Origin of the sequence: Chryseobacterium sp. S90 (assembly GCF_047444895.1) — a bacterium.
Classification (GTDB): domain Bacteria; phylum Bacteroidota; class Bacteroidia; order Flavobacteriales; family Weeksellaceae; genus Chryseobacterium.
This window is the reverse complement of sequence record NZ_JBLGCX010000001.1, coordinates 1,079,716-1,104,017: the sequence shown is the minus strand read 5'-3', so window position 1 is coordinate 1,104,017 and position 24,302 is coordinate 1,079,716. Positions and strand designations below refer to the sequence as shown.

The window sequence follows — 24,302 nt, the reverse complement described above, 5'->3', positions numbered from 1 at the left end:
ACTTCCAATAGACATGTATTACTATTTTACAGAATATTTTCCCTAATCCCTGCTACCTTCAATCTGCCACCTATCACATTCAATCTTTTCCTTATTTAATTTAATTCCCCTACATTTGTATAAAGACAAACAGATCGATGAGTGTAAAGGTTCCCAGATTTATTTTGAAGATTCAAGAGTTTTTTGACAGCATCCATATTCCTGTTTTGGGAATATCGCTTTGGCAGATGTTTCAGATCTATATCTCCGGGATTTTCAAAGGAAAAATTGGTAGAAAAGCGGCGGCTATTTCCTGGAGCTTTACCATAAGTCTTTTTCCGTTTATTCTGTTTCTGCTTTCTGTTTTACCTTATATGCCGCATTATGATAAACTGCAGTTCTATATTTTTGATGTGCTGATGCATAATGTGTTCCCTTCAAATATGGAAGGTGACGTAAGAGGATATATAGAAAGCAATATCATCCCAAATATGAGAGGAATCAGTAATCTGACCATTGTTCTTGCGCTTGTTTTTGCTACAAATGGTACATTTTCTCTGATTAATGGTTTTAATGAAAATACGGATGAAAAACTGAGTGATGTAAAGGAGTTTATTCTTTCATTCTTTATCACAATAGGTTTTATTACCATTGTTTTTTTAGCACTTTTCGGGGTGTATTATGTGGAGGTTGTAATGAAACTGTTTACTCCGGCTTATGATATTACCTGGCTTGTAGATAACCTCTCCAGTATTATCGGATTCGTTTCTTTTCCTCTTTTTTACTTTATCCTTCTGACCTTATTTTATTGGTTAGGAACGGTGAAGATTACAAGATTCCGACAGGCGGTTCCTGGCGCTATTTTAACCACAATACTGTTCGTTGTTACTACTTATATTTTTGCGATTTATGTAAAGGATATTGCGCGGTATAACGTACTTTACGGATCTATCGGAAGTATGATCCTGCTGATGGTTTGGGTGAATGTGAATGTATATCTGCTTTTATTCGGAAATGAGCTGAATATGGCCATCAGAAAGCTCAGAATAGAAAAGCTGCTGTCTGATGAAATCCAGAGAGAAACCATACACTATCACAGCCAGATTACAGAACCTGACTTTGATGGTGACGAAGAACACAAGAGAAAACTGGAAACCCGAAAAAAAGATTAATTCTCTTCCAGTTCGGGATTTTCTTTTGAACTTATACTTAATATGGTAAATCCTGCAATAGCAGCTATAAAGGAAGCAATCAAAATAGCAAATTTCGCTTCATCCTGAATAGGAATTTCTCCTTTAAAAGAAAGCAGTGCAATAAAAATGGACATGGTAAATCCAATTCCGGCCAACAGACCTACACCAATCATTTGAAGCCAGTTGCTGTTTTGAGGCAGAGAACTAAGCTTTAATTTGATAGCAATAAGTGAAAACAGATTGATACCGATCAGTTTACCCAAGACCAAACCGCAAATAATTCCCAATCCTAATGTACTTGTAACACCGGCAACCATTTCACTGGAAAAAGTAATATTGGTATTCGTTAAAGCAAATATAGGCATGATCAGGAAGCTTACCGGAATGTGAAGCTGGTGCTCCAGTTTTTCCAATGGTGATATTTCTACATGGGAAGCGTTGGTTGGTATTGAAAATGCAAGTAAAACACCTGCTATAGTAGCATGAATTCCGGAGTGATGAAGGAAATACCATAAAAACAGCCCGGGAATAATATAAAATATAGTTTTGGTTACTTTTAAGAAATTTAAAATAAACAGCAGGGCAGTCACTCCAAAAGATAACAGGAGATAGCTCCAGTGGATTTGTTCGGTATAGAAAATAGCAATCACAAGAATCGCTCCCAGGTCGTCTACGATAGCCAATGCTGCTAAAAATATCTTGATAGAATTGGGAATCTTTTTACCCAACATCGAAATAATTGCCAATGAAAAAGCAATATCAGTGGCCATAGGAATTCCCCAGCCATTGCTGTATTCGGTTCCGGTATTGAAAATGCTGTAAATCACCGCCGGAACAAGCATTCCGCCTACCGCCGCAAAAATGGGAAGCGAGGCATTTTTAAAGGATGAAAGCTCACCTTCTACAAGTTCCCGTTTTATTTCAAGACCTACCAGAAGGAAGAATACGGCCATCAATCCGTCATTGATCCAGATGCTGACAGGATATTCCAGCCCAAAAATATGAGTGCCCACTTCTTTGTCTAAGAAATGCTGAAAACTCTCTGCAGCAGAGGAATTGGCAATAAGTAATGAAACAAGTACACAGAAAATAAGAATAATTCCTGAAGACTGACTGTTGTTGAAAAATTTTTTAAAATATAGAGATAAATTCATGTTTATGATTGTAGTCGTCTCACTCTTGAAACACCATTAATATTTTTAAGCTTTTTGAAAGTTTCTTCCAGCTGGCCTTTATTTTTAACTTCGAGAATGATATTTCCTGTGAAAACTCCATTGTTGGATTCAATAGAAAGACTTTTCATATCCATTCCCATACTTCCGCTGATGACCGTAGTGATATCATTAATCATACCCATTCTGTCAAGTCCTTCAATTTCAATTTTCACTCTGTTTTTGAAGCTTTCGGCATTCACCCATTTGGCAGGAATGACACGGTAGTCATACTGCGCTCTCAGGTTGATGGCATTCGGGCAGCTATCACTGTGAACTTTAATTCCGTCTGAGATGGTGATAAATCCGAAAATTTTGTCCCCTGGAATTACCGTACAGCATTTTGCATAGCTGTAGTTCAGTTTTTCTTCATCTTTTCCAAAAATAATCATGTCAAGGTTTTCCTCTTTCGGTTCCTCGAAATGCTGATTTTTATTAGGTGATTTTCTGAATCTTGACAGTAAGTTGTTAAATACGTTTTTACTTTCAATGTATTTTCTCAAACTACTGACATCCAATTCATTGCTTTGGAATTTAAGAAATAGCTCCTGAGAAGATTTTAAATTAAAGAACTTTTGAAGTTTATTAATTTCTTCATCATTGAAATTGATTTTTGCGTGACGAAGTTTTCTTTGCAGGATTTCTTTTCCTTCTTCTACCAGTTGGTTTTTCTGAGAGTTAAGATAACTTTTGATCTTTGATTTGGCTTTTGAAGTCACTACGAATTCCAGCCAGTCAGATTTTGGTTTCTGATTCTGTGATGAAAGAATATCCACCTGATCCCCATTTTGGAGGATATAGGAGATTGGAACCAGCTTTCCATTGATTTTAGCTCCCAGACATTTCATCCCTAAGTCAGAATGGACTGAGAAGGCAAAGTCCAGAGCGGTAGCATTGGTGGGCAGAATTTTAATTTCTCCTTTCGGGGTAAATACAAATACCTCTTTGGAGTATAAATTAAGCTTAATATTATCCAAAAGTTCCGATGTAGAAAGGTTTTGCTGCTGTTCCAGAACTTCACGGATTTCGGTTACCCATTTTTCAAAGTTTCTGTCATCAGAACTCTGTTTGTAGCCTTCTTTGTATTTATAGTGAGCGGCAACACCCTTTTCAGCAATTTCATCCATACGTTCAGAGCGGATCTGAACTTCAATCCATTTTCTGTCCGGACCTAAAACCGTTAAGTGTAAACTTTCGTATCCTGTAGAACGAGGCTGTGTAATCCAGTCACGCATTCTTGACGGGTTACTGTGGTATACATCCGTAACGATAGAGTAGATCTTCCAGGCAAGAAATTTTTCATTTTTTGCATCCGATTTGTAAATAATCCTGATGGCATAGTTATCAAAAACTTCCTCAAAGGAAACTCCCTGCTTCAGCATCTTTCTGTAAATAGAGGATATTGCTTTTGCACGGCCTTTGATTTTAAAATTCAAGCCTTCTTCACGAAGTCTTTCAGATACTTCTTTGGTAAATTCTTCTATATATCTTTCACGGCTTTCTTTGGCAAGTTCCAATTTCTCCGTGATCTCGTTGTATACTTCGGGGCTATTATATTTTAAAGAAAGGTCTTCCAGCTCAGATTTGATGTTGTACAATCCAAGACGGTGGGCCATGGGAGCATAGATATAAACCGTTTCTGAAGCGATTTTTTTCTGTTTATCCGGAGCCATACTTTCCAATGTCCTCATATTATGAAGACGGTCTGCAATTTTAATCAGAATAACTCTGAAATCCTCGGATAAAGTCAGTAACAGTTTTCTGTAATTTTCAGACTGTACAGAGATATTCTGGTGGTTCATGATGGAGATTTTAGTCAGCCCATTCACGATACTGGCGATTTTTTCTCCAAAGATTTTTTTCAGATCTTCATAAGTATAATCAGAATCTTCAATCACGTCATGCAACAGTGCACAGGCAATAGAAGTCGCTCCAAGACCAATCTCTGTCGCTACAATTTTAGCAACAGCAATAGGGTGGTAGATGTAAGGTTCTCCGGATTTTCTCCTTTGATCCTTGTGAGCATCCAAAGCAATATCGAATGCTTTTCGGATAAGTTTATTATTTTCCTCATCCAACGTTCTGTATGTGTTAGAAATCAGGTCCTTATATCTTGCGAGGATCTCTTTATTCTCTTGTTCTAAATCGTAACTCATTTGTGCACATGCCTATAATAAGACGAAAATACGAAATTTTTTAGTTTTTTCAAACATAAAAGATCCGCAGAATACACTACGGATCTTCGGCTATTAGATTTTATATCGATTAGAATTTCACTTCAGAATTCATACCGTCACTTGACGTTTTAATCTTAATTTCGGGACTGCTGTGGATTTCAGCTCTGTTTCTTGCATCAATATACCTTTTGATGGTATCGTAATTGGTTTCATTGATCTTCATGTTTTCAAATAAATATGATTTCAATGCTGCATTCTGAACAAATGCATTTCGTGCAAGGTCTATCTGATTGAGATCATTTACGGTAACGCTTGCCAAATATTGGGAATTACCGGAACCATCATTAAGGTATACAATGTAATCTGAAGTTCCGAATCCTAAATTTTCCAGATCACTTTCCAGTTTTTTGTAGTCGCTGTGATGACCAAATACTCCAGCTAATATATGTGACATAGTTAATTGGTTTTAAAGTTCTCATTAAAGTTAGTAATAATTTTCTGATTATTATTGTGTTTAAGGCAATATAATTTGTTAATTAATATTCTGTTTTCAATAGAGTAAAGTAATATTTAAGAATAATTATTGAACGGGTGTTTAATTTTAACAATTGAATAATGTGGGTTTTTGAAAATAAGTCCGTTTATTATTCTCCTGTTTTAGGAAAAATGTACATTAGTTATACAATTAAAACCAATAAAAAAGCCCCGAAAATGACTTCCAGGGCTTTCATTGGTTAAAAAATTGAATACAATTAAATTCTTTCGTTTTTGATTTCTTCTACAATCTCAGGATTTAAAAGTGTACTGATATCTCCAAAATTACTGAAGTCACCCTCTGCAATTTTTCTCAATATTCTACGCATAATTTTTCCTGAACGCGTTTTCGGAAGTCCGGAAACAAACTGTATTTTATCCAGCTTGGCAATTGGACCGATCTGATCTGAAATCAATTGATTAATCTCTTTTTTCAGGTTTTCCTTATCACGTCCTTCACCGGATTCTTTAAGCATCACATAACCATACAATGCGTTTCCTTTAATGTCGTGCGGATAGCCTACAATAGCAGATTCTGCAACGGCAGGATGCTGGTTGATGCTGTCTTCAATAGGTGCAGTTCCAAGGTTGTGTCCGGAAACGATAATCACATCATCTACACGCCCCGTAATTCTGTAATAACCCACTTCATCCCTCAATGCGCCATCTCCGGTGAAATATTTTCCTGGGAAAGCCGTGAAATAAGTCTCTTTATATCTTTGGTGGTCACCCCAGATGGTTCTCGCAATTCCTGGCCATGGGAAACGGATACAAAGATTTCCGGTCACCTGGTTTCCTGTAATTTCATTTCGTTTATCATCCATCAAAACAGGTTGTACACCTGGAAGTGGGAGAGTGGCATAGGTAGGTTTCGTTGGGGTTACAAAAGGAAGCGGTGAAATCATAATTCCTCCTGTTTCCGTCTGCCACCAGGTATCAACGATCGGACATTTTTTCTTGCCAACATGATCATTGAACCAATGCCAGGCCTCATCGTTAATAGGTTCACCCACGGAACCGATTACTTTCAGGGAACTCAGGTCATGTTTATCTACCCATTCCGCACTTTCTTTTGCTAAAGAACGGATCGCTGTAGGAGCAGTATAAAACTGAGTGATTTTATGTTTCTCAATCACTTCCCAGAAGCGGTCCGGTTCAGGATAGGTAGGAACGCCTTCAAAAATTACGGTGGTAGCACCATTTAATAAAGGTCCGTAAAGAATGTAGGAATGTCCTGTAATCCACCCGATATCTGCAGTACACCAATAAATATCATTTTCTTTATAATTGAATACATTTTTGAATGTATAAGCTGTGTACACCATATATCCGGCACAGGTATGAAGCATTCCTTTTGGTTTTCCTGTAGATCCGGAAGTATATAAAATGAAAAGCGGATCTTCAGAATCCATAATTACCGTAACAAAATCAGCAGAAGCTTTCTCATAAAGATCGGCCATCCAGTGATCTCTTCCTTCTTTCATTGTAATTTCGTTATGGGTTCTCTTGACTACAAGAATGTTTTCAACTGTTGGTGTTTTTTCCAAAGCATCATCCACAATACTTTTCAGGTCAAGAACTTTATTTCCTCTGTAACTTCCATCCGATGTGATCACCATTTTGGCTTCACAATCATTTACCCTTGAAGCTACTGCTGAAGCTGAAAATCCTGCAAAGATTACAGAGTGTACTGCTCCCAGCTTTGCACAGGCAAGCATGGTAATAGCCAGTTCAGGAATCATGGGAAGGTAAATACAGACTCTGTCTCCCTTTTCAATCCCCATATCACGTAAAACATTGGCTGTTTTATTAACGCGTGTATAAAGTTCGTTGTAAGAAATATGCTGTGCTTCTTCCTTCGGATCGTTGGGTTCCCAGATGATCGCCGTTTTTTCTCCTCTTATGGTAAGATGTCTGTCTATACAGTTTTTGGTAATATTGAGTTTAGCATTTTTGAACCAGGTGATTTTAGCTTCATTCATATCGTACTTAACAACCTTGCTCCATCTTTGGTACCACACAAAATTTTGATCTGCTACCTTATCCCAGAATTTTTTAGGATTTTTGATAGACTTTTTATAATCTTCAAAATACTGTGGTAAATCTTCTATTAAGTAATTTCTCATATCCCTTTCGTTTTTGAAATTTGAATTTATTTTATTTAAATTTATGTTTAATTTCTGGCTTAAGCCTTGTATTCCCTGATTTTTTCCTGAATTTCATCAATGATTTTCTCATCGTCAATCGTTGAAGGAATCTGAAAACCTTTTCCGTCAAGTAAAGTTCGGATCAGTTTCCTTAAAATCTTTCCGGAGCGTGTTTTAGGTAAGCGTTTGACAACCATAGCGTTTTTCAGAAAAGCCACTGCTCCGATTTTATTGCGGACCATCTGAATGATATCTTTTTCAATGTCTTCTTCAGAAATGGTTGAGCCATTCTTTAAAACCACTGTAGCAAAAGGCACCTGTCCTTTTAAATCATCATCAATACCTACCACAGCACATTCTGCAACATCCGGATGTGAAGAAACAATTTCCTCCATTTCAGAAGTTGAAAGTCTGTGTCCCGCAACGTTGATTACATCATCCACTCTTCCAGTGATGAAAATATAGCCGTCTTCATCTTGTATTGCACCGTCTCCAGAGAAATAATAGCCTTTATACTGAGACAGGTAACTGTTTTCAAAACGTGCATAGTCTTTCCATATTCCAAGCATAGCACCGGGGGGAAGAGGAAGTTTAATCACCAGATAGCCTTCGTGATGGGGATTAAGTTCCAGCCCGTTTTCATCAAAGATTTTAATGTCATATCCTGGAACAGGTTTTCCTGCTGAAGCTCTTTTGATCTGATAACTTTCATCCTGAGTCAGCAATCCGAGCATAGGCCATCCGGATTCTGTCTGCCACCAATGGTCTATAGCCGGAATTCCGATATGTTCTGCAAACCAATCCAGTGTAGCTACATCGCATCTTTCACCCGCCAGAAACTGTTTTTTGAAATGGGTTAAATCGTATTTTTTTACAAGTTCTCCGTTGGGGTCTTCTTTTTTGATTGCCCTGATAGCAGTAGGCGCAGTAAACATCACCGAAACCTTATATTCTGAAATGATTCTCCAAAATGTTCCTGCATCAGGAGTCATGATAGGTTTTCCTTCAAAAATAATAGTTGTATTTCTGTTGATGAGCGGTCCGTACACCGAAAAACTATGACCCACTGCCCATCCGAAATCTGAAGCTGCCCAATAGGTTTCTCCCGGTTCCACTCCGTAAACATACATCATAGAAAATTTTAAGGCAGTCGCATAACCTCCGGTATCACGAACAATGCCTTTGGGTTTGCCTGTAGTTCCCGAAGTATAAAGTAAATAAAGCGGATGGGTAGATTCCACAGAAATACAGTCTGCCGGAGCTGATTTTTCAACCAGTTCTTCATAATCAATCAGTCCATCGAACATTTCATCCTGATTATCTACTAATTTTCTGTTGTATACAACAATATGATCAACTTTATCCTGTGCCAGTTCAATCGCTTTTTCAACCAGCGGGAGGTAAGGAATTCTTTTGGCAATTTCTACTCCTGCAGTTGCTGTGATTAAAACTTTAGGTTTGCAGTCGTCAATTCTTACCACAAGTTCATGGGGAGCAAAACCTCCGAAAACCACATTGTGAATAACCCCGATTCTCGCACATGCCAGCATAGCAAAAAGAGTCTGAGGGATCATTGGCATATAGATAACCGCTGTATCTCCTTTTTTTAATCCTAAAGAAGCCAGCCCTCCTGCGAATTTTGAAACTTCCTCTTTTACCTGATTGAAGGTGTAGGTTTTCTTTTGATTGGTGACAGGTGAATCATAAATGACTGCAATCTGATCTCCAAATCCGTCTTCAATGTGCTTGTCGATACATAAGTAACACATATTGAGCTTTCCGTCGGAAAACCATTGCGGGTAATCATTTTCGTCTTTAGAGAGAATCTGCGTAGGAAAATCAAACCATTGTATTTCTCCGGCCTGTTCTTTCCAGAAATCTTCTTTGTTTTCTATACTTTGTTTAAATAATGTATCAGTATCCATATCATTAGTCTTGTGTTTGGTTTTTTGCGTATCCTTGTCAAGGTTTTAAACTTTGATAAGGATAAGTGCCGTGTCATTGCGAGCCGAAGGTGAAGCAATCTCTTAATTCCTTTATAAATCTTAATGGTTTAATTTTACATGTTAAAACATCTCTTCAATCTGCTGCATCAGTTTTTTGATGGAGTAGGGTTTTGTGACATAAGCATCTGCGCCCATTTCCAGGCCTTTTTCAATATCTCTGGGATTATTTTTGGCACTCAGAAAGATAACTTTGGTGTCTTTCAGTTTTTCGTCCTGTTTGATGAGGTCCAAAGTGCTGTATCCGTCAAGATTCGGCATCATAATGTCTAGAAGGATCACATCCGGGACCATTGTTTTCAAAAAGTCGAGAACTTCCGTACCGTCACGGGCAATATAAACGTCATAGCCATTTTTCTTGAAGCTGTATTCCAGCGACATTAGTATCTTGTGTTCGTCATCCGCAATAATTATCTTTCTCATAAAAAGGTTTTAATGGTGTTCAACTTCATCTGTAATCTCTTTTTTAGTTTTTTCGGGAATGCTTATAGTGAAAGTTACGCCCAGACCGCTGTTTTCTGCTTTTATACTTCCTCCGTGTGCCTGTACTATTTTTTTGGAAATGGCCAGTCCCAGTCCGCTTCCTGTTGGCTTTATAATGTTTTGATTTTTAGACTGATAAAACTTATCAAAAATCATTTCAAGGTCTTCTTCCGGAATGTGTTTGCCGGTATTGAAAATACTGATGGCCAGCTGTTGATCTTTTTCAAATAATTTGGTCTGGATAGTTCCCTGCTCATCTGTAAATTTTAAAGCATTTCCCCATATATTCTGAAACAGCTGAATCATTCTCGCTTCATCGTATTCAAATATAAACTGATTCAGAATATTAACTTCACTTAAATGAATATTTTTTTGTTGTATCAGATGAAGAAGCGGACTTAATGCTTTTTTATAGGTTTCAATAATATTATTTTCCTGAATGTGTAGAGAGATTTCGCCATGCTGTAATTTGTCCAGATATAAAATATCATTGATGATTTCACTTAATCTATCAGATTCTGTAATGATGTTGTTTAAAAATTCCTGTTTGATATCGAAAGGAATATCGTCATCGTCAGCCAATATTTCTCCTGCAGAACGGATAGCGGTGATCGGAGTTCTCAGTTCATGGGCAACAGAATCCAGGAAGTCGTCTTTTTGACGGTCTTTGACAATGAGGTTTTCATTGGCGGTTCGGAGATCGTCAGAAAGTTTTTGAAGTTCTTCGGATTGTTCGGTAAGTTTTTTATTTAAGCTGATGTTTTCCTTAGATTCTTCGAGGATATTTAAAACCTCTTTTAAAGATATTTTATCTTCTTTGGTGACACCTTCAATTAATATTTTTGCAGAAGCTGTTCCTATTCTTCCGGCTAGAAGGTTTTCTGAGAATTTTATAAATCTTGAGTCGGCGGTTTCCGTTTTTGAATCAATATTATATTTTAAATTAAAAATTCGCAGTGCCTGCTCTGTTTTATTTTTGCCTAAAAAACGCTCAAGAATATTCTGAATATCCGAAATATAAGCTGTTCCACGCCAGATAAAAGCATTTTCATGATTCTGAATGTATTTGTCAATGTCTACATACAATTCAGCAAAGTTTCTTTCACGGTAATTTCCTTTAGAACTTACCGAAACAATGGTAAACAGGCTTGTATTGACCAGCATAGACCAGAAGAAAATCTGTGGAATTCTTCCCAGATAAGGAATGGTGAAAAATCCGAAAGCATCATACATGTCTCTCAGTGCCCCTTTGAACTCCTGGTTATATGAAAAATAGTATTGTGGAATAATCAATCCGAAATAACAGATCACTAATCCTGCTATAAGCCCTGTAACAGCGCCTTTATAGCTTCCTCTTCTCCAGAATAAAGCTCCGAAAAACGCAGGGGCCAGCTGTGCGATAATAACAAATGAGATCAATCCTACGGAATCCAAAGATGTTTTCAGAATGAAATACTTATAAAAGACAAAGGCCATGATAATCAGTCCGAAAATGCTGATTTTTCTGATATTGGTGATGATTCTTGTATTTTGTTCCTCATTTTCGGATTTTAATTTTCCAAGCAATCCATAGGGAATGATGAGGTTGTTGGAAAGCATGATGGATAGAGTAATGGCAGAAATAATAATCATGGAAATGCATGAGCTCAATCCTCCCAGAAAAACAAGCACAGTGATCAAAGTATTGTCAAAATGCTGCGGAATCAGAATAGAGTAGAACTCCGGATTTACATTCTGGCCATCAAAAATCAACCTTCCACCCCAGGCAATCGGGAAAATAAATACAGTGAAGATTAAAAGATAAAGAGGAAAAAACCAAATCGCAGTTTTGATATGTTTCTCTTGTCTGTTTTCAACAATAGCGGTGTGGAATTGTCTTGGTAAAATACATATTGCTGTTGCGGAAATCATGCACAAGATCATCCAGTTCATAGCGCCTTCAATGCCATTAAAGGTATTTTTTTCTTTAAAGTCTTTAAACCTGCTGGCTTTCTCGTAAATATCTGAAAACCCATCAAAGGCATAATAGATTACGAAAAGCCCGAGAATGATAATAAAGAATAGTTTTAAAAAGCTTTCCAGAGCAATAGCTGAAATAATCCCAAGTCGTTTTTCCGAAGCATCTACATATCGCGTTCCATAATAAGAAGAAAACAAGGCAATTAAAACCACAACAAAAGTAGCATTGTCGGTCAGGATATTTTTTGACATCGGAGTTTCCGTTACCAAATGGAAGGTTTCAGAAATGGCTTTGATCTGCAGCCCGATGTAAGGTACAATTGCCAGAAGACAGACTACCGTAATAATGGCACTCAGACTTCTGCTGTTCCCATATCTCAATGAAATGAAATCTGCAAGACTGCTTATCTTATTGACTCTTGAAATTCTTACAATCCGGGTATTGATGTAGATCCAGGCCGGAATAATCATGATAGGACCAATGTAAATCGGGAGATAGTTTAATCCGCTTGTAGCTGCAACGCCAATGCTTCCATAATACGTCCAGGCAGTACAGTATACCGCAAGAGACAATGCATAGATGTAAGGATTGTTGATCCACAGCTTACTCTTTTTCTTCTCTGCCAGGTGAGCAACTAAGAAAAGAAGTGCCAGGTAAAACAGGACCACAAAAAATAATGCGAAACTACTCATCATGTCTTTTTACGATTACAAAAGAAATCACAATGGAAATCATCCAGACCACGAACAGGTAGATAAGGATCATAGGATAACCTAAAACTTCCCTTTCACTGTTGAAAAGCAATGAAATAGGAATGCTGAAAGCGATCATTAGCCCTACGCTCAGTATGATAAGTTTTTGCTCGTGTCTCTTTTTCATAAATGATTATTAATAAAAGATAATTGATGGACGTACTATCCATCAATTATCTATTTTGGTTTTTAAATTTTATCGTCAGAATATTCTCCTTTCAGGGCATAATAGCCGAAAATGGCCATTCCTCCCGAAATAATTGGCATCAGTACAAAAAGAATGATGATGCCAAAAACCAGATCTTCCTGCTTTCCGGATGCGATTTTTTGGATTCCCAGTACTGTAATTCCGAAATATCCTACAATCACCGCGATTGCGATCCAGAGAATGCCTAATATTTTTTTTAGTCCGTTCATTTTAGTAGTTTTAAAATTAATAAAAATTTGAGTGATTCAGTACTAATCGTGAAGATTATTGTTCTTATTTTTAAGATAAAACAATCCGATAACCAGACATACTGCGGCGACTCCAATTGGGTACCAGAGTCCTTCAAGATACCATGTTGCATGGCCTGCTTCTTTTCCGGTAGTTACCAGGTAGGTTGCCACTGCCGGAAGAAGTCCTCCGAATACTCCGTTTCCGATGTGATATGGTAACGACATTGAAGTATACCGGATTCTCACAGGGAACATCTCGACAAGGAAAGCGGCAATAGGCCCATATACCATGGTTACAAATATTACCTGTATAAATACTAGGAAGACCAGATACCATTTGGTGTCGTCACTTAGTTTTACAGAGGTAGAGATTTTTGGTTCTTCCGCTTTTCCGTCTTTCATAACAGGTCCTGCGGGCGACCAATGAGTAATGCTGTCTTTTTTGATCAGAGTGCCGTCTGTGTAAAGAGTTTCTTTATGGAAAGTAACCAGACTGTCCGTGGCAATATCACTGTGGATTTTAGCGGTTCTTTTTTCTGTAATTCCATTGGCTGCAATAGTTTTGCTTTCAAGACTCACACTCTTGAACATGCTGTCGTAAATAGGTCTGTAAGCTAAAATAGCGATTAACATTCCTGTCATCATTACTGCTTTTCTTCCAATTTTGTCAGAGAGCCATCCAAAGAATACAAAGAATGGGGTTCCTAAAAACAAAGCAGTAGCCATGAGTGAGTCTACCTGTGCGGATTCTACATTCATTACCTTTTGAAGGAAGCTCATGGCATAAAATTGTCCCGTGTACCAGATAACTCCTTGTCCCATTGCCGCTCCAAATAAAGCCAATAATACAAACTTGAAGTTGTATCTGTTCCCGAAACTCTCTTTCAAAGGGTTTTTAGACGTTTTTCCCTCACTTTTAGCCTTCGCAAAAAGAGGAGATTCTTTCATGTTCTTTCTAATGACATAAGAAACGGCAACCATCAGAATCGAGATCCAGAAAGGAACTCTCCATCCCCAGTTGTCAAACTCTTCTGCCGAAAGGGTTGATTTTGTGATTAAAATAACAATCAGTGAAATAAAAAGTCCGGCTGTTGCAGTCGTCTGAATCCAGGAAGTCCAGTAGCCTCTTCGGTGAGGCTGGGCATATTCTGCAACATAAGTGGCAGCACCTCCGTATTCACCACCAAGGGCAAGTCCCTGAAGTAATCTTAAAATTAAAACTAAAACCGGTGCCATAAATCCAATAGTTTTATAACTTGGAATACAGCCGATCAGGAAAGTGGAAAATCCCATGATCAGTAAGGTGACAAGAAAAGTATATTTTCTTCCGATGATATCACCCAGTCTTCCGAAAAATAAAGCTCCGAAAGGTCTTACCACAAATCCGGCGGCAAAAGTTGCCAGGGTAGATAAAAATGCTGCGGTAGGATTATCTGCAGGGAAAAATTTAGTAGCTAAAACAATGGCTAAACTTCCGAAGATATAGAAGTCGTACCATTCTATCAATGTACCGAGTGAAGAGGCGGTGATCACACTCCATATGGTGCGGTTTTTCTGCCTGTCGGTCATATTTTCGTAGCTTTCGTGATGATTTTCGCTCATATTGATTAGTTTTTGATGTTAATGGAATAGGATATTAATTTGATTTTTTTAAACCCTTAAGGGCTTTAAATGAAACTATTTCAAAAGTGTCATTCTGAATGAAATGAAATGTAATGAAGAATCTCATGTGTGTCTGGCTGTTAGTAAGATTCTTCCTTCTTTAAATTATTTGAATTTTGGGAACGTATCCCTAATTTATCTTACAATCTTTTTTAATAGTTTAAATTTTACAAGTAGATTTGAAACTGTACAATGAATTCCCCTTTAGAAGAAGGGCTTTCCGTAGGACTTGTATAAACTGGTCTTGTTGAATATTGAGTCGTGATTTTTGCATGATGCCCATCTATGAACCAATTGGCTCCTACATCAAACTGAGAGGAAGATTTATCGAAAGCCTCAAAGCTTTTATGAGTATAAGCTGCAAAAGGCTGTATTCTGATTTTTGGTTTTTCTGCCTGACTTGGTAATAGTAAACCAGCCTGTGCGTAGATAATATTACCTGTTCCGATGGTCGGTTGCAGGTTTCCTGGTCCTGCGATGGCTTTATTTCCGATAAAATTAGGATCCGAAGCCGCGATATTCATTGTTCCCAGATTTCTTACGTAGTTTGGACCGAAATTATAATTGTAATATCCTGCATAGGCAGAAACGGCCATTTTGTTTTTCGCTTCTCCCAAAGGAATATCTGCAAAAGCATCTACGGCAAAAAGAGTAATGTCGTGCTTTTCAATGTTGGAATTCACAGATGTTCTCGTCCCGTCTGCCTGATGATAGAAACCTGCTCCTACATTGAAAACTTTCTTCGTTCCAAGGTAAGATCCTACTTTGTATGGAAGCGTATTAGATTCCTCATCAAGGAACTGGTATTCCACATATCCTGCTTTTGAAAAACTGGGATTTCCGTTGTTGTCTACCGCAACAGCTTTTGATGGATCTGTTACATTTACAGGAATAAGATCTGTGGCAAAGGGTTTATTTAAACTGAAACGGTATTCCAGTTTTCCGTATTTACCTTTTGCAAACATTCCCAGCTGCCTTGCGAATTGATCAGAGTTATCAATCAGTGGCCATGAAAAAACGGGAGAATCTAAGGTGAGGAAATTCAGTGTAGAAGCCATCGTCATACGGGAAAGTCCCATATAGTAATGAAGACCTGCCCCTAAAGATAAACTGAATTTTCCGGCTTCTCCAGGTAAAATAACTGCATATTCGTTCCAGGCATCATGAAAAAATAACTGGGTTTTCTTTCCGTTTCCATAACCTCCTGTGCCTGAAGTGCCTGTGGCTCCTCCATTGATGAAGGTCTGGTTGTTGATTCCGAAATGAAGGAGGATCATGTATCTTTTAGAGACCTGTGCATACGCTAAAGCACGTAATCGTCTGTTTCCTATGCTCCAGGAGTTGTCTGTAGGTTCGCCACCTACCATACTTCCGGGATTCATAGAAGTGTTTCTTAGCCAAAGCTGGTCCCATAAAATAAAACGGACGAATTTATCACCGTCCGGGTTGAGGTTTATTTTTAAGCCATTGCCGTAATCAGGAGAACCTTGAGAGTATAGAGAACTGCTGATTAAGGCTACTCCAATAAATGTAAGTAATTTCTTCATAAATTATCAATTTTTGGCGTTGTTTTTTGTGAATACCAAATTGTAATTAATAATTTGTTTATGAAAATTTAATATATATTAATGGTAATAGTATAGTTGCGATTTGTTAGATTATGAGTTTCGAGTTCCGGGGTTCGGGTTTTACAATCCGTGTTGCGAAGCACAAGATTCAAGTCTTATGATTCAAAGAGTGCTGTTTAACAGTTGATATTTAGTACGTTACTCAGTGTTTCATATCCCGAAACTCGCACCCCGTATCCCGGAACTCGTATCTATTTTTTAAACCTTTCCCATTTGATCAGCATATACTTATCAGCAAACTGAGTAATGATAATCCCTGAATTTTTAATGTTTTCTTCCTGTGCAATATAATCAATCAATTCGTTCTGTTTCAATATCTTATAAACAGGGTGGAATTCAGAATGGGGCGGTCTTGTGATGTTATACTTTTTAATCCAGGAACTTATGGTGACATGTGAAACCCCGATAATTCTTTCAATTTCACGATAACTTAAACCTTCCAGGTACAGCTGTAGCGCTTTGGTGACATAATAATCATCAATCTGTTTTCCCAGCTTTTTAACGGTAAAATAATAGTTGCAGTCTTTACAATGGAAACGTTGCTTTTCATTGATGATGCCGCTTTTTACCACTTTGCTGCTGCTGCATTTAGGACAGATATTTTCCATAACTATATTATTTTAGCAAATATATAATAAATTAGCAAATGTATATTTTTCAATAAAGATAATTTTACCTGTCTAAAATTTTAAAACAAAAAAAATATCTTTTTTATTTGGATTTAAAAGAAAATATATTTTAAATTTGCCAAAAAAATTAGATAAATAAATGGAAATAGAAATTTCCTCATGCGAACATCTCATGTATGTGGGTGAAATACAGCAGGAAATGTATGATTCTGCACAGCGCAGAGGAACGGGGATCGCAAAACGTTCCATAGAATATTTGAGTAAGAAGATTTCAGAAGGCAATGCTGTGGTAGCCACTGAAAACGGTGAGTGGGTAGGTTTCTGTTATATAGAAACCTGGTCGCACGGGAAGTTTGTGGCCAATTCGGGATTGATTGTATCACCGAAGTTCAGGAACGGGGGCGTAGCAACTCAAATCAAGCAGAGGGTTTTCCAATTATCTAGAGATAAATATCCGGAAGCGAAAGTATTCGGATTGACAACAGGTTTAGCAGTAATGAAAATCAACAGTGATTTAGGATATAAACCAGTAATTTATTCTGAACTGACTCAGGATGAAGAATTCTGGAACGGCTGCAAGAACTGTGTGAACTATGAAATTTTAATGATGAAGGAACGTAAGAATTGTTTATGTACAGCCATGTTATTTGTTCCTGAAAATATAGAAAAAAAAGAGGTTGCAAATAATCAGCCTGAAAATAAATATAATGGAGTGAGCCAAAATGATTTTGTGTATTCTGCACAAAACTCTGCAAGCGAATTCCATGTGACCATTAATAAAAATAAAAAAAGTCCAGATGAAAAAGAAAGTCATCTTAGCGTTTAGCGGAGGTTTAGATACTTCCTACTGTGCAAAATATCTTAGTGAAACACTTGGATATGATGTGTATGCAGTCACTGTAAATACCGGAGGTTTTTCAAAAGAAGAAGAAAAAGAATTGGAGAGAAAAGCTTTAAATCTTGGGGTAAAAGAATACAGGTGTGTAGACGCTCAGGAAGATTATTATAATTCATGTGTGAAATATCTGATTTTCGGAAATGTCCTGAAAAATAATACGTATCCTCTTTCTGTAAGTGCCGAGCGTACTATTCAGGCGCAGGAAATTGCAAAATATGCCATTGAAGTAAACGCAGATGCCATTGCTCACGGAAGTACAGGAGCTGGAAATGATCAGGTTCGTTTTGATTTGATTTTCCAGGTAATGTGTCCGAATATTGAGATCATCACTCCCATCCGTGATATGGCTTTGTCCCGTGAAGAAGAGATTGAGTTTTTGAAGGAGCACGGATATGAAATGGAATTCCAGAAAGCACAATATTCTGTAAATAAAGGACTTTGGGGAACTTCAGTAGGAGGAAAAGAAACGCTGACATCCAGAAATAATCTTCCGGAAGAAGCTTTTCCGTCTCAGATTAAAGAAACTCAGCCTTCAGAACTGGAAATTGAGTTTAAAAACGGAGAGGTAATAGGAGTGAATGGAGAAAGCTTTGAACATTCTGTATATGTGATTCAAAAAATAGAAGAATTGGCTTCAGCATACGGAATCGGCCGTGATATCCACGTAGGAGATACGATTGTTGGGATTAAAGGACGTGTGGGATTTGAAGCAGCTGCAGCATCAGTGATTATCAAAGCACATCATTTATTAGAGAAACATACACTTTCAAAATATCAGCAAATGATGAAGTCTCAGTTATCCGACTGGTACGGAAACTGGCTTCATGAAGCGCTATTCTTAGACCCTGTCATGAGAAATATTGAATCTTTCCTGACTGATTCTCAGAAAACAGTGACCGGAAAAGTATTTGTAACCCTTCATCCATACAGATTTATTCTTAATGGAATTGAATCTGATCATGACCTGATGTCCGATAAATTCGGAAGTTATGGAGAAGCGAACAGAGCATGGACAGGAGAGGATGTGAAAGGCTATACTAAAATCGTAAGCAATTCTTTAAATATATACCACCAGATTAACCAGAATATCAACTAGTTCCGAAGGGACGATTTAATGAAAGACAGAACAAAATGCTGTCAGAATCAAAATGAAGAAAACAGTAGGAATCATTGGTGCCAACGGTTATACAGGAAGTGAACTGATACGTTTACTGGCTTTTCATCCCCATGTGACATTGAGTTTTTTATATAGTCGTTCGAATTCGGGAACTAGAATTTCGGATCTGTACCCGGATTTAACGACGGTTTGTGAAATGATGTTGACGGACAAACCTGAAGACGTAGATATTCTTTTTCTGTGTCTTCCACATAAAGAAAGTCAAAACTGGTTAACTCAGAATCCGGTCAAGGAAGAAACGCTGGTAATTGATCTAGGAAACGATTTCCGTTTAGAAGGAAACTTTGGAAACAGAGATTTTATCTACGGATTACCTGAAATCAATAAAAAACAACTGATGGGAGCAAAAAGCATCGCCAACCCGGGATGTTTTGCTACGGCTATTCAATTGGCTTTGCTGCCATTGGCAGAAAAAGGAGTGTTAAGTGAGGTTTTTACCACAGGGATTACAGGTTCTACAGGAGCTGGACAATCTCTGCAGGCAACCACCCATTTTACCTGGAGAAATGATAATGTTTCAGCCTATAAAACTCTAACGCATCAGCATGTGGATGAGATTTTACAACAGCTGATTGCATTCAATAATAAAGAAGTAACCCTGAATTTTGTTCCATGGAGAGGAGATTTTGCAAGAGGAATTTTTACAAGTTCCACAATGAAGACGGATTTGGAGCTGGAGGAGATAGAACAATTATATCAGGATTTTTATGCGGAGGAGCCTTTCGTTACGGTAAGTAGGAAGGCGGTGGATTTAAAGCAGGTTGTCAATACCAATCGCTGTGTGATTCAAATCGAAAAGAGTGGAAATGTTGTCGTTATTCACTCAGCGATTGACAATTTGTTAAAAGGTGCTTCAGGACAGGCAGTTCAGAATATGAATCTGGCGATGAACTGGGAAGAAAATGCAGGCCTGAATTTGAAACCGATAGCATTCTAAGGTAAAATGTATTAATGAGGTAGAAGGTTGCAGATGATAGGTTGCAGTAGTATAAAGAATAACTATTTGGACCTGTAAACTTTCAACCATCAACTAACAACTAGCAACAAAAAAATGAATTTATTCAACGTATATCCATTATTCAATATAAATCCGGTTAAAGCTCAGGGATCTTTTCTTTGGGATGATAAAGGCGAACAATATCTTGATTTCTACGGAGGTCATGCTGTAATTTCTATTGGCCATAATCATCCGCATTATCAGAATAAGCTGAAAGGTCAGCTGGAAAAAATATCTTTTTATTCCAATTCCGTTCAGAATGAATTGCAGACTGAATTAGCTGAGAAATTAGGAAAGCTTTCAGGATATGAAGATTATAATCTTTTTTTATGTAATTCGGGGGCTGAAGCTAATGAAAATGCATTGAAACTTGCTTCATTTCATAATGGAAAAAGTAAAGTGCTTTATTTTTCAGGTTCATTCCACGGAAGAACTTCGGCGGCAGTTTCAGTGACAGATAATCCTAAAATTGTTGCTCCTGTTAACTTTTCAGAAAGATTTATCAAATCAGAATGGAATGATGTGAAACAGCTTGAAGAGACTTTTGAGAAGTTTGGAAATGAGATTTCTTCTGTCATCATTGAAGGAATTCAGGGGGTAGGCGGAATTATGATTCCTACACCGGAATTTTTATCTAAAATTAAAGAACTGTGCGAGAAATACAATGCTGTTCTTATTTTAGATGAAGTGCAGTCCGGATATGGAAGAAGCGGATATTTCTTTGCGCATCAGGAATTTGGTGTAGAAGCAGATATCATCACTACAGCAAAAGGAATGGGAAATGGTTTTCCTGTGGGCGGAGTTTTAATCCATCCTAAATTCGAGGCAAGCAATGGTTTGCTGGGAACTACATTCGGAGGAAATCATTTGGCTTGTGCGGCTTCTATTGCTGTGCTGGATGTCATGAAAGATGAAAATCTTATCGAAAATGCTCAAAAAATGGGCGGGTATATTGAAAATGAAATTAAAGATTTACCACATATTAAATCCATCCGAAGGAAAGGATTGATGATCGGAATAGAACTCGATAGAGACTGTTCAGAAATAAGGAAGAGCTTATTATTCGATCATCATATTTTCACAGGAAACTCTAATGATAAAAGTGTCTTAAGGATTCTTCCTGCACTGAATATCAAAAAAGAGGAAACGGATCTTTTCATCAATGCTTTGAAAACAGTACTTGGAAAAATTTAAACCACAAAAGTCACAAAAGAATGTAAATATTTAAGTGATTTTAAGAAAATACTAAACGCTTAGAAGTACACTTAAGTTTTCGAAAATCTTTGATTTTCTTCTTATATGAGCTTATATATTTTCAAAATAATAAACTTTTAAAACTTAAGTGTTCTAAAGTGTTTTAGTAAAAAATTTTGTGCCTTTTGTGGTTAGATCAACAATTAGTATGTAAAAAAAATCTTTAAAATTAATTCAAAATGAAAAAATTCACCTCTGTAAGTGATGTAGAAAACTTACAGGAAATCATAAAAAAAGCTTTAGAAATAAAAGCTGACCCCCTTACCGAAACAGAAAAAGGAAAAGGAAAAACAATCGGACTTGTATTTTTAAATTCAAGTTTAAGAACCCGTCTGAGCAGTCAGATTGCAGCTCAAAATTTAGGTTTAAATGTATTGACATTAAATGCCGCACAGGAAGCCTGGAATCTTGAATTTGCTGACGGAGCTGTAATGAACGGAGATACGGTAGAACACATCAAAGATGCTATTGAAGTCCTGAATCAGTATTGCGACATCATCGCAGTACGTTGCTTTGCAGGAATGAAGAGCAAGGAAGATGATGTGAACGAAAGCATCTTAAGTCAGTTTGAAAAGCATGCAAAAGTTCCTGTGATCTCTCTGGAATCTGCTACCCGTCACCCGTTGCAAAGTTTAGCAGACTGTATCACGATTACAGAAAACTGGAAAAAAGACCATAAACCGAAAGTAGTGTTAACATGGGCTCCACACATCAAACCTATTGCTCATGCTGTTGGAAATTCTTTCGCAGAATGGATGCAGGAAATGGATGTGGAACTGGTAATTGCTAATCCCGAAGGGTATGATTTAGATAAAAACTTCACAAAAGATGTGACAGTGATTCATGATCAGGATGAAGCCTTGAAAGATGCAGATTTTGTCTATGTAAAAAACTGGTCTTCTTTTGATGATTATGCCGCAATGCCTGAAGTGAAAGGAGACTGGATGCTTACCAACGAAAAATTAGCCAATACCAATGAAGCAAAAGTGATGCACTGTCTTCCGGTTCGCCGTAATGTGGAATTGAGCGATGAAGTGATGGATGGAGATCATTCTATCATTTATCAGCAGGCAAAAAATCGGATTTTCTCTGCGCAGGCAGTGTTCAGTGAAATTTTAGATGAATTAAAAGCCTAGTGATCCTTGTCAAGGTTCGAAACCTTGACAAGGATGAAAAAAGTAAGGATCACAAAACGTTTACAATGAAAGAAAAGTTATACATCATAAAAATTGGCGGAGCTTTAATTGATGATGAAGAATTATTAACACAATTCTTAGAACAGTTTTCTGAAATTCAGGAAAAGAAGATCCTTGTTCATGGCGGAGGAAAATTAGCGACTACATTAGCTGATAAACTCGGTATCGAACAGAAAATGATCAACGGAAGGAGGATTACAGATAAAGAGACATTGGACATTGTAACCATGGTGTATGCAGGAGGAATCAATAAAAATATTGTTGAAAAGCTGCAGCAGAAAAAATGCAATGCCATAGGCTTTTCCGGGGCGGACGGAAATTTAATTAAAGCTAAGAAGAGAGAACATCCTGAAATTGACTTTGGATTTGTGGGGGATATCAATAAGAAAAGTGTGAATAAAAAGCTGGTTTCAAAATTAATCAAGCTGGATCTTGTTCCTGTATTTTCTGCGATTACCCACGATAGAAAAGGAAATCTTTTTAATACCAATGCAGATACTATTGCTTCTGTGATTGCACAGGCGTTATCGGAGAAATATGAAGTGGAGCTTTTGTATTGTTTTGATAAAGAAGGTGTTTTGGAAGATGTAAACGATCCTGAATCAGTGATCAAAAGTGTAAATGAAGAAGAGTTTGAGGTATTAAAAGAAGAAGGAAAGCTTCACAAAGGGATTTTACCTAAGCTTGAAAATGCTCTTGGAGCTGTAAAGAATAATGTAGAAAAAGTGTTTCTGATCAAGGAAACAAAACTGAAAAACCATATAGAAAATCATCATGCAGGAACTGAAATCTGTTTATAATAAAGAAGAGCTGTTAAATAACGCGATCGGATTGCTTAAAAATTTGATTGAGATTCCTTCATTCAGCAAAGATGAATTTAATACATCGGTAGAAATTGAGAATTTTTTCAAAAAACATCAGATTCCTACCAAACGTTTTAAAAACAACATCTGGGCAGTGAATAAACATTTTGATGTGTTTAAACCTTCCGTTTTGCTGAATACGCATCATGATACCGTAAAGCCTAACAAAGCATATACGCTTGATCCGTTTGTTCCTGTTGAAAAAGACGGCAAACTGTTCGGATTGGGAAGTAATGATGCCGGAGCTTCTTTGGTTTCTATGGCGCAGGTTTTTTTGCATTTTTATGATAAAGAAGATTTAAAATATAATTTAGTTATTGCTTTGACGGCAGAGGAGGAGATTTCAGGATTTGATGGAATTGAAGCCTTATTTCCGCAGCTACCCAACGTAGAACTCGCTATTGTAGGAGAACCCACGCAGATGAATCTGGCGATTGCAGAAAAAGGACTTCTTGTGATTGATGGAGAAATGAAAGGTACTCCTTCTCATGCCGCTCATCCTAATCATGATAATTCGATTGTAAAATGTATGCAGGATCTGCAGAATATTTTAGCCTTTAAATTTCCAAAAGTTTCAGAATATCTTGGAGAAGTTAAAGTGACTTTATCAGGAATTCATGCAGGAGTACAGCACAATGTTGTTCCGGAATCGTGCAATTTCACGCTGGATGTAAGGGTAACAGACGAATATTCCAACCAGGAAGCATTTGAAATCATCCAGTCTCAGATGGAATCAACACTCACCGCAAGGTCTTTCAGGTTGAATTCTTCAAAGATCGAAATGGATCATCCGTTTGTAAAAGCGGGAATTGAAATCGGAAGGACAACTTACGGTTCACCTACTTCCTCAGATCAGGCGATTATTCCATGTACATCAGTGAAAATGGGTCCTGGAGACAGTAGGCGCTCTCACACTGCAGATGAATTTATCTATATTCAGGAAATAGAAGAAGGTATAGAAATCTACATCAGTATTTTAGAAAAAGTGTTATAAATAATGGAAGAATGAAGTAGGAAGATGGAAGTTATTATAGTTTATAATTTCACTTCCTGCATCAGGCTCTCAGCTCAATATATGTTTTGACTCCGCCCGGCAGGCACGAAGTTTAGTTTTTAATAAG

The 24,302-nt window shown here is 37.4% G+C and carries 20 protein-coding genes; 8 read left to right on the top strand and 12 right to left on the bottom strand.

Features of this window, described 5'->3' with window-relative positions:
* Nucleotides 1–137: 137 nt before the first annotated feature.
* On the top strand, nt 138–1,151 hold the full coding sequence (locus ACLMCG_RS05160) for a YihY/virulence factor BrkB family protein (RefSeq protein WP_142716321.1): 1,014 nt from the start codon (nt 138–140) through the stop codon (nt 1,149–1,151).
* Here ACLMCG_RS05160 and nhaA read toward each other — a convergent pair.
* The 12 genes from nhaA to ACLMCG_RS05100 all read right to left on the bottom strand — a co-directional run bounded on the left by nhaA (nt 1,148) and on the right by ACLMCG_RS05100 (nt 16,775).
* On the bottom strand, nt 1,148–2,326 hold the full coding sequence (gene nhaA / locus ACLMCG_RS05155; RefSeq protein WP_413959049.1) for a Na+/H+ antiporter NhaA: 1,179 nt from the start codon (nt 2,324–2,326) through the stop codon (nt 1,148–1,150). The two genes, ACLMCG_RS05160 and nhaA, sit on opposite strands and share 4 nt — an antisense overlap.
* Before the next feature lie 2 nt (nt 2,327–2,328).
* A complete protein-coding gene (locus ACLMCG_RS05150; protein WP_223600175.1) occupies nt 2,329–4,539 on the bottom strand; it encodes a RelA/SpoT family protein in 2,211 nt (736 codons plus the stop codon).
* 109 nt (nt 4,540–4,648) lie between these two features.
* Nucleotides 4,649–5,014 (bottom strand): hypothetical protein, encoded by a 366-nt coding sequence (locus ACLMCG_RS05145; protein ID WP_413959048.1) that lies wholly within the window; start codon nt 5,012–5,014, stop codon nt 4,649–4,651.
* Nucleotides 5,015–5,312: 298 nt separating this feature from the next.
* Nucleotides 5,313–7,250 carry an acetate--CoA ligase gene (acs, locus tag ACLMCG_RS05140; protein WP_413959411.1) on the bottom strand — a complete coding sequence of 646 codons (1,938 nt, stop codon included), beginning with the start codon at nt 7,248–7,250 and terminating at the stop codon, nt 5,313–5,315.
* Nucleotides 7,251–7,279: 29 nt separating this feature from the next.
* Nucleotides 7,280–9,166 (bottom strand): AMP-binding protein, encoded by a 1,887-nt coding sequence (locus ACLMCG_RS05135; RefSeq protein WP_413959047.1) that lies wholly within the window; start codon nt 9,164–9,166, stop codon nt 7,280–7,282.
* 141 nt (nt 9,167–9,307) lie between these two features.
* A complete protein-coding gene (locus tag ACLMCG_RS05130; protein ID WP_047383602.1) occupies nt 9,308–9,667 on the bottom strand; it encodes a response regulator transcription factor in 360 nt (119 codons plus the stop codon).
* Nucleotides 9,668–9,676: 9 nt separating this feature from the next.
* The gene (locus ACLMCG_RS05125) at nt 9,677–12,379 is read right to left on the bottom strand and encodes an ATP-binding protein (protein WP_413959410.1); all 2,703 of its coding nucleotides are present in this window, start codon (nt 12,377–12,379) and stop codon (nt 9,677–9,679) included.
* Nucleotides 12,372–12,566, bottom strand: coding sequence for a hypothetical protein (locus ACLMCG_RS05120; protein ID WP_047423800.1), 195 nt, complete (start codon nt 12,564–12,566; stop codon nt 12,372–12,374). Before ACLMCG_RS05120 ends, ACLMCG_RS05125 begins: the two co-directional genes overlap by 8 nt.
* 62 nt (nt 12,567–12,628) lie before the next feature.
* Complete coding sequence (locus tag ACLMCG_RS05115) at nt 12,629–12,856, bottom strand: DUF6814 family protein (protein ID WP_413959046.1); 228 nt, start codon at nt 12,854–12,856, stop codon at nt 12,629–12,631.
* Nucleotides 12,857–12,898: 42 nt separating this feature from the next.
* Complete coding sequence (locus tag ACLMCG_RS05110) at nt 12,899–14,479, bottom strand: MFS transporter (RefSeq protein ID WP_413959045.1); 1,581 nt, start codon at nt 14,477–14,479, stop codon at nt 12,899–12,901.
* Nucleotides 14,480–14,706: 227 nt separating this feature from the next.
* Nucleotides 14,707–16,086 (bottom strand): porin, encoded by a 1,380-nt coding sequence (locus ACLMCG_RS05105; RefSeq protein WP_413959044.1) that lies wholly within the window; start codon nt 16,084–16,086, stop codon nt 14,707–14,709.
* A 272-nt stretch (nt 16,087–16,358) separates the two neighbouring features.
* Complete coding sequence (locus ACLMCG_RS05100; RefSeq protein WP_413959043.1) at nt 16,359–16,775, bottom strand: transposase; 417 nt, start codon at nt 16,773–16,775, stop codon at nt 16,359–16,361.
* Between the two features lie 160 nt (nt 16,776–16,935).
* Here ACLMCG_RS05100 and ACLMCG_RS05095 point away from each other — a divergent pair, with 160 nt between their 5' ends.
* From ACLMCG_RS05095 to ACLMCG_RS05065, 7 genes are all read left to right on the top strand, one after another.
* Nucleotides 16,936–17,622 (top strand): GNAT family N-acetyltransferase, encoded by a 687-nt coding sequence (locus tag ACLMCG_RS05095; RefSeq protein ID WP_223600163.1) that lies wholly within the window; start codon nt 16,936–16,938, stop codon nt 17,620–17,622.
* On the top strand, nt 17,594–18,790 hold the full coding sequence (gene argG, locus ACLMCG_RS05090) for an argininosuccinate synthase (RefSeq protein ID WP_413959042.1): 1,197 nt from the start codon (nt 17,594–17,596) through the stop codon (nt 18,788–18,790). Before ACLMCG_RS05095 ends, argG begins: the two co-directional genes overlap by 29 nt.
* Nucleotides 18,791–18,842: 52 nt before the next feature.
* The gene (argC, locus tag ACLMCG_RS05085; RefSeq protein ID WP_413959041.1) at nt 18,843–19,808 is read left to right on the top strand and encodes an N-acetyl-gamma-glutamyl-phosphate reductase; all 966 of its coding nucleotides are present in this window, start codon (nt 18,843–18,845) and stop codon (nt 19,806–19,808) included.
* A gap of 114 nt (nt 19,809–19,922) precedes the next feature.
* Nucleotides 19,923–21,062, top strand: a complete 1,140-nt coding sequence (locus ACLMCG_RS05080) for an aspartate aminotransferase family protein (RefSeq protein ID WP_413959040.1) — start codon at nt 19,923–19,925, stop codon at nt 21,060–21,062.
* Between the two features lie 239 nt (nt 21,063–21,301).
* A complete protein-coding gene (locus tag ACLMCG_RS05075) occupies nt 21,302–22,258 on the top strand; it encodes an N-acetylornithine carbamoyltransferase (RefSeq protein WP_413959039.1) in 957 nt (318 codons plus the stop codon).
* A gap of 65 nt (nt 22,259–22,323) precedes the next feature.
* Nucleotides 22,324–23,118, top strand: coding sequence for an acetylglutamate kinase (gene argB / locus ACLMCG_RS05070; protein WP_413959038.1), 795 nt, complete (start codon nt 22,324–22,326; stop codon nt 23,116–23,118).
* Nucleotides 23,093–24,175 (top strand): M20 family metallo-hydrolase, encoded by a 1,083-nt coding sequence (locus tag ACLMCG_RS05065; RefSeq protein WP_413959037.1) that lies wholly within the window; start codon nt 23,093–23,095, stop codon nt 24,173–24,175. The genes argB and ACLMCG_RS05065 overlap by 26 nt, the downstream gene beginning before the upstream one ends.
* Nucleotides 24,176–24,302 lie beyond the last annotated feature (127 nt).